General features: G+C 66.2%; 12 protein-coding genes. 5 read left to right on the top strand and 7 right to left on the bottom strand.

Translation table 11 applies throughout. The annotated features are described in order from the left end of the window. Positions 1-160: 160 nt before the first annotated feature. From rsgA to VQ045_RS07705, 7 genes are all read right to left on the bottom strand, one after another. The gene (gene rsgA / locus VQ045_RS07675) at positions 161-1,195 is read right to left on the bottom strand and encodes a ribosome small subunit-dependent GTPase A (protein ID WP_327623717.1); all 1,035 of its coding nucleotides are present in this window, start codon (positions 1,193-1,195) and stop codon (positions 161-163) included. Positions 1,196-1,433: 238 nt separating this feature from the next. After that, complete coding sequence (locus VQ045_RS07680) at positions 1,434-1,577, bottom strand: hypothetical protein (protein ID WP_331829694.1); 144 nt, start codon at positions 1,575-1,577, stop codon at positions 1,434-1,436. A 252-nt stretch (positions 1,578-1,829) separates the two neighbouring features. Next, positions 1,830-2,732 (bottom strand): acetylglutamate kinase, encoded by a 903-nt coding sequence (argB, locus tag VQ045_RS07685; RefSeq protein ID WP_327623715.1) that lies wholly within the window; start codon positions 2,730-2,732, stop codon positions 1,830-1,832. Between the two features lie 99 nt (positions 2,733-2,831). Continuing rightward, a complete protein-coding gene (locus VQ045_RS07690; protein WP_327645955.1) occupies positions 2,832-3,251 on the bottom strand; it encodes a type II toxin-antitoxin system VapC family toxin in 420 nt (139 codons plus the stop codon). Next, complete coding sequence (locus VQ045_RS07695) at positions 3,251-3,499, bottom strand: type II toxin-antitoxin system VapB family antitoxin (protein ID WP_327623714.1); 249 nt, start codon at positions 3,497-3,499, stop codon at positions 3,251-3,253. Before VQ045_RS07695 ends, VQ045_RS07690 begins: the two co-directional genes overlap by 1 nt. Positions 3,500-3,593: 94 nt before the next feature. Beyond that, positions 3,594-5,492, bottom strand: a complete 1,899-nt coding sequence (locus VQ045_RS07700; RefSeq protein WP_331829695.1) for a propionyl-CoA synthetase — start codon at positions 5,490-5,492, stop codon at positions 3,594-3,596. Between the two features lie 69 nt (positions 5,493-5,561). Next, the gene (locus VQ045_RS07705; RefSeq protein WP_331829696.1) at positions 5,562-7,121 is read right to left on the bottom strand and encodes a 4-hydroxyphenylacetate 3-hydroxylase family protein; all 1,560 of its coding nucleotides are present in this window, start codon (positions 7,119-7,121) and stop codon (positions 5,562-5,564) included. A gap of 85 nt (positions 7,122-7,206) precedes the next feature. Here VQ045_RS07705 and VQ045_RS07710 point away from each other — a divergent pair, with 85 nt between their 5' ends. The 5 genes from VQ045_RS07710 to pyrF all read left to right on the top strand — a co-directional run bounded on the left by VQ045_RS07710 (position 7,207) and on the right by pyrF (position 14,464). Then, the gene (locus VQ045_RS07710; RefSeq protein WP_331829697.1) at positions 7,207-7,833 is read left to right on the top strand and encodes a TetR/AcrR family transcriptional regulator; all 627 of its coding nucleotides are present in this window, start codon (positions 7,207-7,209) and stop codon (positions 7,831-7,833) included. A gap of 211 nt (positions 7,834-8,044) precedes the next feature. Beyond that, a complete protein-coding gene (locus tag VQ045_RS07715) occupies positions 8,045-8,836 on the top strand; it encodes a hypothetical protein (protein ID WP_331829698.1) in 792 nt (263 codons plus the stop codon). Positions 8,837-8,886: 50 nt separating this feature from the next. Beyond that, positions 8,887-10,344 carry a xylulokinase gene (gene xylB / locus VQ045_RS07720; protein WP_331829699.1) on the top strand — a complete coding sequence of 486 codons (1,458 nt, stop codon included), beginning with the start codon at positions 8,887-8,889 and terminating at the stop codon, positions 10,342-10,344. Between the two features lie 470 nt (positions 10,345-10,814). Then, positions 10,815-13,742, top strand: a complete 2,928-nt coding sequence (gene polA / locus VQ045_RS07725) for a DNA polymerase I (RefSeq protein WP_331829756.1) — start codon at positions 10,815-10,817, stop codon at positions 13,740-13,742. Beyond that, positions 13,739-14,464 (top strand): orotidine-5'-phosphate decarboxylase, encoded by a 726-nt coding sequence (gene pyrF, locus VQ045_RS07730; RefSeq protein ID WP_331829700.1) that lies wholly within the window; start codon positions 13,739-13,741, stop codon positions 14,462-14,464. Before polA ends, pyrF begins: the two co-directional genes overlap by 4 nt. The last annotated feature ends 20 nt before the right edge of the window (positions 14,465-14,484 follow it).

The following is a 14,484-nucleotide window of genomic DNA, read 5'->3' on the forward strand; positions in this document are numbered from 1 at the left end:
ATTCGGCATCGCCACGATGCCGCTCGACAAGGCTCTCGACTATATCGCCGCCGAGCCGGATTTCTGGATCCACGCTTGAGCGAAAACCCGCTCAAAATGGCCAAAGTCGAGCTGAGGCGCCCGCGTCGCAGACGCTGGCCGGACCTGTCGCTAACGCGGGTCAACGTCGCTTCTTGCGCCCGCCCCCGGAGCGGCCGGCCCAACTCGTCTCGGCTTGGTCATTGTCGGCGTTCTCGTCTTTCAGCTTGCGCCAGCGTGCCAGCCGTTCGGGATCGATGTCGCCGGCGATGACGCTGGCCTGAACGGCGCATTGCGGCTCGTGCGCATGGGTGCAGTCGCTGAATCGGCAAAGCGGCGCGCGCTCGGTGATCTCCGCGAACAGTCGGTCGAGACCGTCGGCGACGTCGCTGACCTGTAGCGTCCTGATCCCTGGCGTATCGATCACCCAGCCGCCGCCCGCGATCGCATGAAGCGAGCGCGCGGTGGTCGTGTGCCGTCCCTTGGAATCATGTTCGCGGACGGCGCCGGTCAGTTGCGGCACCGCCGCATCCGATCCGACCAGCGTATTCACCAGCGTCGATTTGCCGACACCCGATGATCCGACGACCGCCACCGTCTGTCCGCGTGCGCACCACGGCGCCAGCGCTAGCGCCGCCTCGCTTGCCTTGGGATTGACGATCACCACGTCGAGATCGCGCTGCAACGCGCTGGCCTGGCGATGGAAGGCTTCCGGGTCCGTTGCGAGATCCGCCTTCGTCAACAGGATGACCGGCTCCGTTGCGGCCTGGTTGGCCACGGCCAGATAACGCTCGAGCCGGGCCGGATTGAAATCGGCATCGCACGACGTGACGATGAACAGCGTGTCGATGTTGGCGCCGGCACATTGCGGGACATGCGTGCCCGACACCCGGCGCTGCAGGATCGACCGGCGGTCGAGGCGGCGCCGGACGAGGAGCGTCTCGGGATCGACCAGCACGAAGTCGCCGACCGCAAAGTGGCTGATCGGGAGGTCGGCCGGCAGCACCGGCTCGAGAGGACCTGTTGGTGACAGGGCGGTGATGCGCGAGCGATGAACCTTCGCGACGCGCACCGGCTGGAGACCCTCGTCATCCGATGTGAGCTGTTCTGAAAAGAACGCGGACCAGCCCAGGTCGAAAAGCGGATCGTTTCGGACAGGCGCGACTGGATCGATCATCGGTTTGCCCGATGTCGTCCGCGACCGATCTCGAACTGACAAGCAAGGAAGTCCTGCGGAGGGTATGGCGTCGCCAGTTCCAGCTGCACCGCGTTGATCCCGACCTGGAGGTTGCCGGCCGTTCCGCCGCTCACACCCGCATGTCCGCGGCGGTGTTCAGCGTCGTTCCGACCCGACTTGCGATGGGCAGACCTTCGTCCCTGAAGATCTGTACCCCGATGGATGGCGGACGAAAGGATCAGTCCCGTGGTTCCGGGGTCTCTGGGGTGGGGGCTGCCTGCTCCTTGGCGGCGGCCTTGGCCTCGGCCTTGGCGGCCTTCTTGGCAGCCTTGGCTTTATCGCGTTCCTGACGCTCGAAATCGAAATTGGGCTTTCTCGCCATCGTGGCTCCTTTTCGTCTATGTGGATATTGCCGCCGATCCGGCTGACGACCCATGCCGGCCGAAAGCGGATACGGTGTTCTTGTCGATCGGCGACCGGATGAACAGCCCGATTTTGGCTGTCCGCCGGTCTGCCTGACCGTCAGTCTACAACGCCAGTGCTTGTATGGCGAGGATTTGCATCTTGGGACATGCTGCCGTGCGACCAAGGCGGCGGTGCTGATCCGAGCATTTTCTGCCCGGCCGGATGCCCGTCACCGCACGATCAGCGTGCCCGCCCCGTGCTCGGTCAAAAGTTCCAGCAGGACGGCGTGGCGTTTCTTGCCGTTGAGGATGACCACCCCCTCGACGCCGCGCTCGATCGCCTCGATGCAGGTTTCGACCTTGGGGATCATGCCGCCGGAAATGGTGCCGTCACGGATCAGGTTCTTCGCCTCCGCCACCGACAGCTCCTTGATCAACTGACCGGATTTGTCGAGGACGCCGGGAACGTCGGTGAGGAACAACAGGCGCGAGGCTTCCAGCGCGCCGGCGATGGCGCCGGCGAAGGTGTCGGCGTTGATGTTGTAGGTGGCGCCGTCGCGGCCGGGGGCGACCGGCGCGATCACCGGGATCATTTCGGAGCGGGCCAAGAGGTCGAGCAGCGTGCGGTCGACCTCGACCGGTTCGCCGACAAAGCCGAGATCGAGCACCCGCTCGATGTTCGAGTCGGGATCGACGACGGTCTTGCGGGCCTTTTCGGCGAAGACCATGTTGCCGTCCTTGCCGCACAGGCCAATCGCCCATTCGCCCTCGGCGTTGATCAGGGCGACGATCTCCTTGTTGATCGAGCCGGCGAGGACCATCTCGACGATCTTCACCGTTTCCTCGTCGGTGACGCGAAGGCCGCCCTCGAAGCGCGATTCGATGCCCATCTGGGTTAGCATCCGGCCAATCTGCGGGCCGCCGCCATGGACGACGATCGGGTTGACGCCGGATTGCTTCAAGAGCGCGATGTCGCGGGCAAACGCCTGGCCCAGTTCCGGATCGCCCATGGCGTGGCCGCCATATTTCACCACGACGGTCTTGTTCTCGTATGCCTGCATGAAGGGCAGGGCCTGGGCGAGCAGGCGCGCCTGGGTCTCGCCATTGTCCTGGGGCAGTGCTGCATCATTCATGAGCGGTCTCCGGAACCCGTGCTTATGGGCCGCGCCGGGCTTCTAGCCGGAAACGGGGCGAAGAGGAACCGGGGGCGGTGGCGGTGTCTTCGGCGAAGATCATGCAAGGTCGGTCTTCGCGAAGTCGTTGCCGGTGTAGAGAAGGCGCGCGCCGATTTCCTTGGCGCTGGCGTAGATGAAGCAGTCGCCGAAATTCAGATCCGCCGGGTGGCCGACGATCTTGCCGTAAGTCGCAGCCGCCCGCAGGGCGCGCGCCGCCGTTTGTGGGCCGACGGCCACGACCTCGAGCGTGTTGGCTTTGACAAATTCAAGCACGACGATGTCCGCCGCGGCGATCTCTTCCGCCGTCGGGCGGCGGCGCGGATCGGATTTGGCGCGGGCCAGGCCGAGCGTCGCCTCGAACAGCGCAAGGGGCGAGGTGTACAGGGGCGAGTCCGCCTCTTCGATCGCGCGCTTCAATCTCTCCGCGTCGGGCTCGCGGTTGAGAATCGCCACGATCGCCGAGGCGTCGATCATCATCAGGCGTCGTCCCACATCGCGTCGGTGAAGGCCTTCATGTCGAAGGGAAGCGTTTGCGACGAGCCAAGGGCATCAGCCATCACCATCACTTTGGCGTTCCGGTCGTCGAACCGCTCGGGCCGGCGCGCCCGGCGCAACTCGTTCCGCAGCGCCCGTCGGACGGCGTCCGTCTTGCTCTTGGCCCCGGTCATGGCGCGAAGCTTCCTGGCGAGTTCGTCGACTTCAGGGTCCCGGATGTAAAGCGCCATCATCAAATCTCCGCACTGTATATTCATATCAAGAAAGTATATACAGATGCGAGGCCTTGCAAGGTCCGCCGCTTGTTCGGGGCCGGCAGATCCCTCACCCCACCGCGCGCTTGACGTCGTCGATGGCGCTGGCATCCTCGATCGTCGCCGGCATGTCGAAGGCGTCGTGGTCGACGATCGCCTTCATCGTGCGGCGCAGCACCTTGCCGGAGCGCGTCTTCGGCAGCTTGTCGACGATGACGACCCGTTTGAAGGCGGCGACCGGGCCGATGCGGTCGCGCACGATGGCGACGAGTTCGCGCTCGATTTCGGCGCGGTCCTGGCCGTTGGCGTTCTTGAGAACGACGAAGCCGCAGGGAAGCTCGCCCTTCAGTTCATCGCGCATGCCGATGACGGCGCATTCGGCGACCGCCGGATGGCCGGCGACCGCCTCCTCCATCTCGCCGGTCGACAGGCGATGGCCGGCGACATTGATCACGTCGTCGGTGCGGCCCATGACGTAGAGATAGCCTTCCTCGTCAATGAACCCGCCGTCGGAGGTGGAGTAATAGCCGGGAAAGGCCGACAGATAGCCGTCGCGGAAGCGGTCCTCGGCGTGCCACAGTGTCGGCAGCGCGCCCGGCGGCAGCGGCAGCTTCACCGCGATTGCGCCCATTTCATTGGGCGCGGCCTCCTTGCCCGCCTCGTTCAGCACATGGATTTCGTAGCCGGGCATGGCGACGCCGGGGCTGCCGCGCTTGATCGGCAGCAGGCCAAGGCCCTTGGGATTGGCGGCGATCGGCCAGCCGGATTCGGTTTGCCACCAATGGTCGATCACCGGACGGTCGAGGGTCTTTTCCGCCCAGATCAGCGTATCCGGGTCGGCGCGTTCGCCGGCCAGGAACAGCGCCTCGAATTGCGACAGATCATACTGCGCGGCCAGCGCCCCGTCGGGGTCTTCCTTGCGGATGCCGCGGATCGCCGTCGGCGCGGTGAACAGCACTTTGACCCCGTGCTCGGCGACGACCCGCCAGAAGGCGCCGGCGTCGGGCGTTCCGATCGGCTTGCCTTCGTAGAGAACCGTCGTGCAGCCCTTCAGCAGTGGCGCGTAAGCGATATAGGAATGGCCGACGACCCAGCCGACGTCGGATGCCGCCCAGAACACCTCGCCGGCCTTGGTGCCGAAGATCGCGTCCATCGACCAGTGGAGCGCGACCATGTGGCCGCCATTGTCGCGCACGACCCCCTTGGGCTTTCCGGTCGTGCCGGAGGTGTAGAGGATATAGAGCGGGTCGGTCGCCTTGACGGGAACGCAAGGCACGTCGCGGCCAGCCTCGATCTCGGCGAAGGCCTTGTCGCGCGAGGCGGCCCAGTCGTGGTCGCGGCCCTCGACCATAGTGCAGGTGCGTTCGGGCCGCTGCAGGACGATCGTTGCTTGCGGCTTGTGCGTCGCCAGTTCGATCGCCTTGTCGAGCAGCGGCTTGTATTCGACCTGCCGGGTCGGCTCGATGCCGCAGGAGGCCGACAGGATCAGCTTCGGGGTGGCGTCGTCGATGCGGGTAGCGAGCTCGCGCGCCGCAAAACCGCCAAACACCACCGAATGGATCGCGCCGAGCCGGGCGCAGGCCAGCATGGCGACGATCGTTTCCGGGATCATCGGCATGTAGATGATCACCCGGTCGCCCTTCTCGACGCCGAGATCGGTCAGGCTCGCCGCCAGGGCCTTCACCTCGCGCAGGAGCTCGCCATAGGTGATGCGCCGCTTGGTGCCGGTGACGGGGCTGTCGTGGATGATCGCCGCCTGGTCGCCGCGGCCTGCTTCGACATGGCGGTCGAGAGCGTTGAAGCAGGTGTTGCATTCGCCGTCGGGAAACCAGCGGCCATAGACCCCGGCATCGGCGTCGAGCGCGCGGGTCGGCTCCTTCGTCCAGGCGAGATCCCGCGCGGCTTGCATCCAGAAGCCTTCAGGATCCTTGCGCCAGGAATCATAAACTTCGTGGTAGCGGCTCGCCATGACTGTCCCTCCCGATCGCGGCGCGGCCGGCGTTGCTGCGGCCGTTCACGCTTTGCCTCGGGCGGCAGTCTACTCGGCGGCGTCCGGAACGGAAATGCTGCTTTCGGTGCGGGCGACCGCCGGCGGTTCAGGCACCTCGCAGCCGGTGGCGCAACAACGGCCGGGCTGCTTCGACACCCGCTGGCCCTCGTCGAGAACGCCGCGGCCGAGCAGCCGCTCCACCAGTTCGACCTTCTCCAGCACCGGATAGTTGCGCCAGATCTCGCGTTTCATGGCTTCCGGCGAGCCGCCGCCATGCAGCGAGATGACCGAGTACCAGCCGCCCTGATGCGAGGCGGTCAGATCTTCGATCAGCCGCGCGACCTCCAGCCGTTGTTCGGCCGGAATGTCCGGCCGGCCGGCAAGGACAGCCGAGAGCGAGGCCTTGGTCTCCGGATTGTGATCCTCGTCCGGACCCGGCAAGGCGACGATCAGGCCGCCGGAAACGTAATGGGCGACGCGGTGCATGTCGTAGATCTTGGTCGCCAGCAGCAGCTTGCCGACATTGGAGAACATCGGGTCGGGCATGATGTTACCAGAGCCGTCCTTGACGCCGTAGACCGAGGCGGCGACGCCGCAGGCATAGAAGCTCTCGGTGATGGTGATGAGTTCGACCATGGCCTCGCGGATATGCCCGTGCTTGTCCGGGTCGAGGCCGTTCTCCTCGGTCATCAGGGCGCCGGCTCCGATCAGGAGGTCGCCGAAGCCCGCCCGCGCGCCGATGCACGAATGCCGGTGATGGGTGGCGTAGGAGGTGGTCAGGTAACCGGCCTCGACGGTTTCGCCGTCCATGAACACACGCTCATGCGGCACGAACACGTTCTCGAAGATGACGACGCCGGTGGATTGGCCATAGGTGCCGGAAAATTTCGCCGCCGCCTCGCCAGGACGCCCAGCGGGCCGCGCGACGATGGTGACGCCTTCCGCGTCGACCGGCACGGCGCAGGCAACGGCACAGGCCGCGTCCTCCGGCCGGTGGGTCCGGCACGGCATGACAAGGAATTCGTGGACGTAGGGCGCGCCGGTGACGATCGCCTTGGTGCCAGAGATCACGATGCCGTCGGAGCGGCGCTCCTTGACGTGCACATAGACGTCGGGATTGGCCTGATCGCCGGGCCGCTTGGACCGATCGCCCTTGGCGTCGGTCATGGCGATGCCAAGCGTCAGGTCCTCGTCCTGGACGCGATGGAGATAGACGAGGAAGCGCTCGAAATAATCCGTCCCGTGCTCGGCATCGGCCCGCTTGGTCGCCTGCCACAGGCCGTTCAGCGCGTCATGGACGAGGTAGCGCTGGGCGCAGCCGGATTCCTGGCAGACGAGCCGGACGGCTTCGAGCTTGTAGAGCAGGTCGGTGGATGTCTCGTTGATATGCAGCATCCGGTTGACGGTCTTGCCGGATGTCGCTTGCCGGGCGGTCATCAGCGCCGCATGCTTTTCCTTGAGCGCCATGTCGTAAGTGACGCCGATGGCGTTGATCCCGGGCCGCAGCGAGGGTGCGTCGGCGACGCTCGCCACACGCTCGCCATTGACGAAGACGCGCGGATTGTAACCGCGGAGGGACTCGCGAAACTCGGCGGACGACATCATCATGGCGGATTTCCTCATTGTGTATTGCAAGCAAATTTGAACACTGTTAGAAAAAATGTCAAATGTAAGATAAAGGGACGAAATCGCGATGGGCAACGGGCAAGCGGATCGCCGCCGGGCCGTCGGCGAAATGAAGCGCGAGCTCATTCTCGATGCGGCGCGCCGGGTGTTCGAGGCCGATGGCCTCGACGGCGCCAGCCTGCGCTCTATCGCCAAGGCCGCAGGCTACACCCCGGCGGCCCTCTATTTCCACTTCGACTCCAAGGAAGCGATCTATGCCGAGGTGCTGGAAGCCTCGTTGCGGCGGCTGGAGAAGACCGTGGATGCCGCCGTGGAAGGGCTGGGTCGGCCCGACGACGAACTTGAAGCCGCCGCGATGGCCTTTTTCGGCTTCTACGCCGAAAACCCGCGCGATCTCGATCTGGGCTTTTACCTCCTGCGCGGCGGCATGAAGCCGCAGGGGCTCGGCGCGACGCGCGACGAGCGACTGAATGCCCGTCTCGGCGCGGCGCTGGCGCCGATCGGGCGGGCGGCGGAGGCAATGGGCGCCGAACGGTACCAAGCGAACCGGCTGACCGTGGAGATCTTCGCCCATGCCGCAGGCCTGCTGCTCCTCGCCCATACCGGCCGCATTCGGATGTTTGGCGCATCCGCGCCCGAGTTGATGCGGCGCTACGTGCGCGATCAAATGGCGCTGCTTCGCCGCAGCGATTAGCCGCCGCGAAATAGCGGGACCGCGCGATGAAATCCCGCGATCGTTCGCCGGGCTTAGAATCTGGTTGCGGCCTTTCGTAGTCTCTATTTAAACTCTTCGACGGATGCGGTGTCTCATGAAAGGGGCACTGATGCCGGCGGTGAGGGGGGATTGTGCGCGACGCGCCGTCGGGAGCGTCGCTGAACGGAGTCGCGTCGGCGGGCTTTGGCCAGTGTCTGCGGCCCTTGTCGTGTCCGCCGCGATCCTCGTCGGTGCAAGCAGCCCTGCCCACTCAGGCGCCTGGACGCTGGAGGAGGGCACGGGTCAGGCGATCGTCACCGGCCTCTACTCGCAAGCCGACGCGGCATTCGACGCGGACGGGTATCCCGCCCCGCGATCGGACTTCGAAAAAGGCGCGGTCGCAATCCTCGTCGAATACGGCCTCACGGAGACGTTCACACTTCTTGGCGATGGCGAATTCGGCGCCGAGCGCGAGGGCGATCTGCCCTTCGCCCGACCGGGGTTGTCGCATGTCGGGATCGGCGGCCGGTTGCGCCTATACGAGGCCGACGGCTTCGTCGCCTCCGGCCAGATTTCGGCGCGGGTCGAGGATGCCTTTGGCGCGGTCGACGCGGTGGTCGACACGTTTGGTTGGGACGCGCCGCAAATCGAGGCGCGGGCGCTGGCCGGCTACGGCTTCACCCTCGGTGACTATCCCGCCTTCGTCGACGCGCAAGCAGCCTATCGCTACCGGGTCGGCGGCGGGCCGGACGAAGTGAAGCTCGACCTCACCCTCGGCATCCGGCCGTGGTCGAACATCCTGCTACTCGCCCAGGGTTTTGCAACGTTCTCGGCCCGGAGCGACGCGGATGTCGAGAACTATGCCTATCACAAGGCGCAACTCTCGATGGTCTACGATTTCAACGAGCAATGGTCGTTGCAGGCGGGCGGCTTTGCGACCGTGGCAGGCACCAACGCGATCAAGGAGCGGGGCTTGATCACCGCCCTCTGGTATCGTTTCTGACGAAAGCGGCGGCGGGTGCGGCGTCCGCGAGCAGGAAAGAGTGAAGTCTTATGCGGAATTACCTCGGCCTCGACCTGGGCACATCCTCGCTGAAGGCGCTTTTGATCGACGCGGATCAGCGCGCCATCGCATCCGTCTCCGTGCCGCTCACGGTCGAGCGGCCGCGCTTCGGCTGGTCGGAGCAGAACCCGGCAAGCTGGATAGCGGCCTGCGAAGAGGTCCTGGCGAAGCTGAAAGCCGAGCACCCGGAGGAGCTTGCCGCGGTTGCCGGCATCGGGCTCTCGGGCCATATGCACGGCGCGACGCTGCTGGGCGAGGACGACCGGGTTCTGCGCCCCTGCATCCTCTGGAATGACACGCGCAGCCACGAAGAAGCGCGCGAACTCGACGACGCGGAATCGCGCGCGATCACCGGAAACATCGTCTTTCCCGGCTTCACTGCGCCGAAGCTCGTCTGGGTCGCGCGCCACGAGCCGGAGATTTTCGCCAAGGTTCGAAAAGTGCTGCTGCCGAAGGACACTCTGCGGCTCTGGCTCATCGGCGAGACGGTGTCCGAGATGTCGGACGCCGCCGGCACGTCATGGCTCGACACTGGCAGGCGCGACTGGTCGGACCGCATGCTGGAGAAGGCTGGCCTGTCGCTTTCCCACATGCCGCGTCTCGTCGAGGGCACCGAGGTTTCGGGCGGGCTCAGGCCGGAACTCGCCGCCGCCTTCGGGATGAAGGCGGGAACGGTCGTCGCCGGCGGAGGCGGCGACAACGCCGCGTCGGCCTGCGGTGTCGGCGTCGCCGAACCCGGCACCGGCTTTCTGTCGCTCGGCACCTCCGGCGTCTTGTTCACCGCGACGGCGGGCTACGCACCGGCGCCGGAAACGGCGCTGCACACCTTTTGCCACGCCATCCCCGGCCTCTGGCACCAGATGGGCGTAACGCTGTCGGCGGCGGGGTCGGTCGAGTGGCTGTCGCAGCTCCTGCGCGAAAAACCGGAAGCGCTGACCGACGCGCTGGGCGAGACCCTCGCCGAGCCGGGTCGGCTGGTCTTTCTGCCCTATTTGTCGGGCGAGCGCACGCCGCACAACGACTCTGAAATTCGTGGCGTCTTTGCGGGTTTGGAGGCGGGCACCGACCGGGAGGCGATGACCCGGGCAGTGCTGGAAGGCGTCGCCTTCTCCATGCGCGATTGCCTGGAAGCAGGTGGCGCGGGTGCGCGGCCGGAGCGGCTGATCGCCGTCGGTGCGGGCTCGCGCTCGGCCTATTGGCTGAAACTGATGGCGACGGTGCTGGGCTGCGAGATCGCCCTGCCGGAAGCAGGCGATTTCGGCGCGGCATTCGGTGCCGCGCGGCTCGGCCTGTGCGCGGCGACCGGCGCCGATCCCGCATCGGTCATGCGCGAGCCGCCGATCGCGCGGCGTTTTCAACCGGACGTGGACAAGGCGGAAGCCTATGACGCCGCCTGGCGCTGCTATCGCGCGCTTTATCCAGCCTTGAAGGCGGCGATGGCAGGGTAGGGGGCGGCGGTTTCGCGGCTTGGCCGGCTGGATAACGACGTAACGTAATCCCAAACGCAAAGAGAGCCGCCGCGGCCTGGAGGGGGATACACCGCAACGACTCTCTCGCTTTCAGCGAGCGCGGGCCCTGGAGAGGGGGAAGAGGGCCGCATCGCTCTCTATTCGGCTTAAAGCGGGGGACGTGCTTCGGCCGAACGCGACACCTTGAGGCATCGCCTAAGTTAAAATGCGACTCGGGTGGAAATAAATCAAGGCCGCGCGCCCGCATGCGCGTAAAATACCTGTGATAGCAACCTGAATTTTTTGTAACAGACAAGACGTCGTTGCAAGCGCAAGTGAAGCTTATGATTTGACACCCCGCAGGGTCAGCAGGGCGGCGATGGGAGCGCCTCGTTCCGGCCCCGCGCGGCCTTCGCGGAGGCGCCGATGTAACGATGGACTCGGACCCGGCGCCAAGCTATCTCCGGCCCATGCAAAAAGGCGATCATCTCTTCCTCGTCGACGGCTCGGCCTACATCTTCCGGGCCTATCACGCGCTGCCGCCGCTGACCCGCAAATCCGACGGCCTGCCGGTCGGCGCGGTCTCCGGCTTCTGCAACATGCTGTGGAAGCTGGTCGAGGAATCGCGCGACACGTCCGTGGGCGTCGCGCCGACGCATTTCGCGGTGATCTTCGACCACTCCTCGAAGACCTTCCGCAACGAGCTCTACGACCAGTACAAGGCCAATCGCGAGGCGCCGCCGGAAGACCTCGTGCCGCAATTCTCGCTGATCCGCGAGGCGGTGCGTGCCTTCGATCTGCCCTGCATCGAAAAGCAGGGTTTTGAGGCCGACGACCTTATCGCGACCTATACCCGGCACGCGCTGGAAGCGGGCGGCGATGTCACCATCGTGTCGTCCGACAAGGATCTGATGCAGCTCGTCGGGCCGTGCGTGATCCTCTACGACCAGATGAAGGACAAGCGCCTCGGGCCGGAGGAAGTGAAGGAGAAGTTCGGCGTCTATCCGGACAAGATGATCGAGCTGCAAGCGCTGGTCGGCGATACCTCCGACAACGTGCCGGGCGTGCCGGGGATCGGCCCGAAGACGGCGGCGCAGCTGCTCGATGAATATGGCGACCTCGAAACGTTGCTCGCCCGCGCGCCGGAAATCAAGCAGACCAAGCGGCGCGAGAACCTGATCGCATTTGCCGACCAGGCGCGGCTGTCGCGGCGTCTGGTGACACTTGATGAGGCGACGCCGCTCGATACCCCGCTCGACGATCTGTTCATCCACGAGCCCGACGGCGAAAAGCTGATCGCCTTTCTCAAGGCGATGGAGTTCACGACGCTGACCCGGCGCGTCGCCGCCCGGCTCGACACCAATGCCGCCGAGGTCGAGACCGCCGCGATTACCGTCACGGGTCCGGCGCGCGGTCCCGACCTCGATCCGTCCGCGCCGGAGGCGCCGCATGGCGATGGCGAGGCCCTGCTGCCCTTCACCCCCGCCGGGCTTGTCGAGAGCCGCAAGGCGGCGGCCACCTCGGCTACGTTCGACCGCTCCGCCTATGTGACGATCCGCGACGCCGCGACGCTTCAGGCCTGGATGAGCGAGGCGCGCGAGGCCGGGATTCTCGCCTTCGACACCGAGACCAGCTCGCTTTCGGCGATGAATTGCGACCTCGTCGGCGTCTCCTTCGCCACCCGTCCGGGCCGCGCCGCCTATCTGCCGCTCGGCCATATCTCGCCCTCCGGCGAGGCGGACCTTCTGTCGGAGAAGACGGCGGAAGACGAGATCGGCCCGCAGCTGCCGCTCGATGAAGCGCTGGCGATTCTCAGGCCCGTCCTCGAGGACGCGTCGATCCTGAAGATCGGCCAGAACTTCAAATACGACTACCTCGTCCTGCTCCAGCACGGCATCGCGGTCGAATCCTTCGACGACACGATGCTGATCTCCTACGCCCTCGACGCCTCGTCCTCGCTGGACGGCCACGGGATGGACGAATTGTCGGAACGCTTCCTGGGGCACAAGCCGGTGTCCTACAAGGAGCTCTGCGGCTCGGGAAAGAGCGCCAAGGCGATCGCCGCCTGCCCGATCGACAAGGTCACCGAATACGCGGCAGAGGACGCCGACGTGACGCTGCGCCTGTGGCAGGTTTTGAAGCCACGCCTCGTCGCCGAGGGCCTCGCCTCGGTCTATGAGCGGCTCGAGCGGCCGCTGGTGCCGGTGCTGGCGCGCATGGAGCAGCGCGGCATCAAGACCGACCGGCAGATCCTGTCGCGCCTGTCGGGCCGCTTCGCCCAGAAGCAGGCGGGGCTCGAAGCCGAGATCGCCGAGATGGCCGGCGAGGCGTTCAATCCCGGCTCGCCGAAGCAGCTCGGCGAAATCCTGTTCGGCAAGCTCGGCCTGCCGGGCGGCAAGAAGACCAAGAGCGGCCAATGGTCGACCGACGCGCGGGTGCTGGAGGAACTGGCGGCCGAGGGCCACGAATTGCCGCGCCGCATCGTCGACTGGCGCCAGCTCAGCAAGCTGAAGGGCACCTACACCGACACGCTGCCGGCGCATATGGACGACAACGGGCGCATCCACACCTCCTATGCCATGGCCTCGACGACGACGGGGCGGCTGTCCTCCTCCGAGCCGAATCTGCAGAACATCCCGGTGCGGACCGAGGAGGGCCGGGCGATCCGCACCGCCTTCGTCGCGCCCAAGGGCAAGAAGCTGGTCTCGGCCGACTACAGCCAGATCGAGCTGCGCATCCTCGCCCATATCGCCGACATTCCGCAGCTGAAGGAGGCGTTTCGCGAGGGGCTCGACATCCACGCCATGACCGCGTCGGAAATGTTCGGCCTGCCGGTCGAGGGCATGGACCCGATGGTGCGGCGGCGCGCCAAGGCGATCAATTTCGGCATCATCTACGGCATCTCGGCCTTCGGGCTGGCCAACCAGCTGTCGATTCCGCGCGAGGAAGCCGGGCTCTACATCAAGCGCTATTTCGAGCGCTTTCCGGGCATTCGCGACTACATGGACGCGACCAAGACCTTCGCCAAGGAACATGGCTACGTCGAGACGCTGTTTGGCCGGCGGGCGCATTATCCCGACATCAGGGGGCCGAACCCGTCGGTGCGCGCGTTCAGCGAGCGCGCCGCGATCAACGCGCCGATCCAGGGCACCGCCGCCGACATCATCCGCCGCGCCATGATCCGCATGGAGCCGGCGCTCGCCGCCGCCGGCCTGTCGGCGCAAATGCTTCTGCAGGTGCATGACGAACTGATCTTCGAGGTCGATGAGGACGAGGTCGAGGCGAGCCTGCCCGTCATCAAGCAGGTGATGGAGGGGGCGGCGCTGCCGCGCGTCGAACTCACCGTGCCGATCGAGGTCGACGCCAAGGCGGCCGGCAATTGGGAGGAAGCCCATTGAGCGACGCGAATGCCAGCAATGCGGCGCGCGACAGGCTGATCGTCGGGCTCGACGTGTCCACCCGCGCCGAGGCGGAGCGGATTGTCGAGACGCTCGGCGACGCCGTGTCCTGGTACAAGATCGGCTATCAATTGGCCTATGCGGGCGGGCTGCCGCTGGTCACCGACCTCGCCAATTCCGGCAAGCGGGTGTTTCTCGACCTGAAGCTCCTCGACATTCCCAACACGGTGGCCAAGGGGGTCGACAGCGCGCTCGCGCTCGGCGCGTCGATGCTGACGATCCACGCCTATCCGCACGCCATGCAGGCCGCCGTCGACGCGGCGAAGGGCACGGATTTGACGCTGCTCGGGGTCACGGTGCTGACCTCGCTCGACGACGCCGATCTGACGACGGCCGGTTACGCCCACGGCGTCTCGGACCTCGTGCGGCTGCGGGCCGGGCAGGCCAGGGATATCGGCATGGGCGGCATCGTGTCGGCGGCGCACGAGGCGGCCGCGATGCGCGCGCTGATCGGGCCACAGATGGTGATCGTAACGCCCGGCATCCGGCCATCGGGCGCGCCCGCAGGAGACCAGAAGCGGGTTTCGACACCCGCCGACGCGCTTCACGCGGGTGCCTCGCACCTCGTCGTCGCCCGGCCGATCGTTGCGGCCGCAAACCCGCGCGAGGCCGCCACGGCGATCCTCGACGAGATGGCGGCGGCGCTCGCCTCCAGGGCGTAAGGAAGCTTCGCAGCAACGCG

The organism is Aurantimonas sp. E1-2-R+4 (assembly GCF_036549515.1).
In the GTDB taxonomy this organism is placed as follows: domain Bacteria; phylum Pseudomonadota; class Alphaproteobacteria; order Rhizobiales; family Rhizobiaceae; genus Aurantimonas; species Aurantimonas coralicida_A.

What these genes read in the sequence shown, in the direction of transcription:
- argB (WP_327623715.1), bottom strand. Translation starts at nt 2,732, where the DNA reads ATGAATGATGCAGCACTGCCCCAGGACAATGGCGAGACCCAGGCGCGC.
- VQ045_RS07700 (WP_331829695.1), bottom strand. Translation starts at nt 5,492, where the DNA reads ATGGCGAGCCGCTACCACGAAGTTTATGATTCCTGGCGCAAGGATCCT.
- rsgA (WP_327623717.1), bottom strand. Translation starts at nt 1,195, where the DNA reads ATGATCGATCCAGTCGCGCCTGTCCGAAACGATCCGCTTTTCGACCTG.
- VQ045_RS07710 (WP_331829697.1), top strand. Translation starts at nt 7,207, where the DNA reads ATGGGCAACGGGCAAGCGGATCGCCGCCGGGCCGTCGGCGAAATGAAG.
- polA (WP_331829756.1), top strand. Translation starts at nt 10,815, where the DNA reads ATGCAAAAAGGCGATCATCTCTTCCTCGTCGACGGCTCGGCCTACATC.
- VQ045_RS07690 (WP_327645955.1), bottom strand. Translation starts at nt 3,251, where the DNA reads ATGATGATCGACGCCTCGGCGATCGTGGCGATTCTCAACCGCGAGCCC.
- VQ045_RS07695 (WP_327623714.1), bottom strand. Translation starts at nt 3,499, where the DNA reads ATGGCGCTTTACATCCGGGACCCTGAAGTCGACGAACTCGCCAGGAAG.
- xylB (WP_331829699.1), top strand. Translation starts at nt 8,887, where the DNA reads ATGCGGAATTACCTCGGCCTCGACCTGGGCACATCCTCGCTGAAGGCG.
- VQ045_RS07680 (WP_331829694.1), bottom strand. Translation starts at nt 1,577, where the DNA reads ATGGCGAGAAAGCCCAATTTCGATTTCGAGCGTCAGGAACGCGATAAA.
- VQ045_RS07705 (WP_331829696.1), bottom strand. Translation starts at nt 7,121, where the DNA reads ATGATGATGTCGTCCGCCGAGTTTCGCGAGTCCCTCCGCGGTTACAAT.